Origin of the sequence: Endozoicomonas sp. YOMI1, assembly GCF_024606345.1 — a bacterium.
Classification (GTDB): domain Bacteria; phylum Pseudomonadota; class Gammaproteobacteria; order Pseudomonadales; family Endozoicomonadaceae; genus Endozoicomonas.
Map to the genome: position 1 here is coordinate 1 of NZ_JAHHPM010000476.1, position 1,550 is coordinate 1,550.

The 1,550-nt window shown below is 47.9% G+C and carries 1 protein-coding gene; it reads right to left on the reverse strand.

Translation table 11 applies throughout. The annotated features are described in order from the left end of the window. The coding region (locus KDK15_RS16730; RefSeq protein WP_257296529.1) for a hypothetical protein at positions 1–1,550 on the reverse strand (1,550 nt) is incomplete at both ends.

Here is a 1,550-nt window from a genome sequence, read left to right on the forward strand (position 1 = left end):
GTTCAGTCAGTTTCTGGCTTAATTTCAGTTTCTTAAGCCCATCTGCACTGGTCACCTTCTCAACGTATTGTTTGGCCAGGGCCTTCGTGGCCACTTTGTCGAGGGCTGCAAGTTCCGTTGCCGGATGAGTCAGGATCTGTCCTACCTTTAAAGCCGAGGTAGGAATGGGAGCCATGTCAGCCCACTCGGTTACTTCTGCGTCGGTGGGTTGATAAATATGACCGATACCTTTTCCGTCAACAATCTGCGCTGGCTGAGTCAATCCAAGACCGTATTGCTGAGCCAGCCTTTGTAGCATGGTCATGGCCTTTGCAACCAACTGATCCATTGAATCGCCACTGGTCCGGAGAAAATTGCCTGAGGTATCACAAGTGGTCAGGGATAGTTGATTATTCACCCTTTGTATTTCAGAAAAGATCATATGCTTGGGCTTGGGGCAGATGCTAAACCGGACAGTGACATCTTCCCCTGCCGGTAACTGATTTGCCTTCGCATTGAACGCTGCAACCATATCTGCCAGCATTTCCCGGATTGAAAGAAATTGCTTTCCCGCCTCGCTTTTATTCGAAAAGGTAAGAATTTTCCGGCCAATTTTACTGAGGTAATGGCTGTCTTCTTTCAGGCCCAGGCTACGCCATAGACTCCGGGGGGAAGATATATCACCTTTAGCCGCAAGTTCCTGTAGCATCACCCTGACAAGATGGGGTAATTGAGCATATCCGGTGCCCAGGAAAACAGCATTGGCCAGAGCCTTTACAGCATCAACAACAGACGTGCCCAAATGGCTGGCAACGGTCAATGCAACTGTATCCGACAGACATACGCCTCCATCTAATTTCATATCACGCATCATTAATTGCAAAGGGTTCCATACGTAAGCGAATTCTGTGGTTCCAGCAAGAAACGCAAAGTCTTCCATATTGGCGGACCCCAGAGATATCTGTTCGAGATCCTGCATCAGTTCACGAACCATTGCCTCAAGCGCGTTCATCAAGTCTGCATGGTATGCCGGAGCATGTGTGTTAATAAATTTGAGGACGTTAACTTTAAACGCTAATTTGCCAAGTGCCTGATAGTCTGAATTCCATATTAACTCAAAGGCCTTTTGGTCATATTCCTGCAAATAATTGGCCATCCCCTGCGGCTGCCGGAGTTGATTGGCAAGAGCTGTTGCATCTGGGCCTGCCTCAACGGCACGCTGCATCATAAGGGTAAATTCATTGCGCATTGCTGAAAAACCCCGTAAAAACTTCAACAGCTCCGGCACCATAGTTTCTCCGGCAACTACATGTTCACCGATTAACAGCCTCCTGATTCTGCTTAAGAAATCCTGCTCCGAAAAGATCATTCTTTTTGAACGATGGTGATGGGCTACTGTCGTTGAGCTAATGGTCGGGGCAGGCGCTATTGTGGTGTTGAACTCATGGATAATGTCATCCACCCCGGCTGCTACGATATCGAAATAGTGACGAGCGACATCAGGGAAAGTGGCATTAGGGAAAGTGGCATTAGTGAACGTGCCATTGATCGTTTCGGCAAAGGCTTCAATA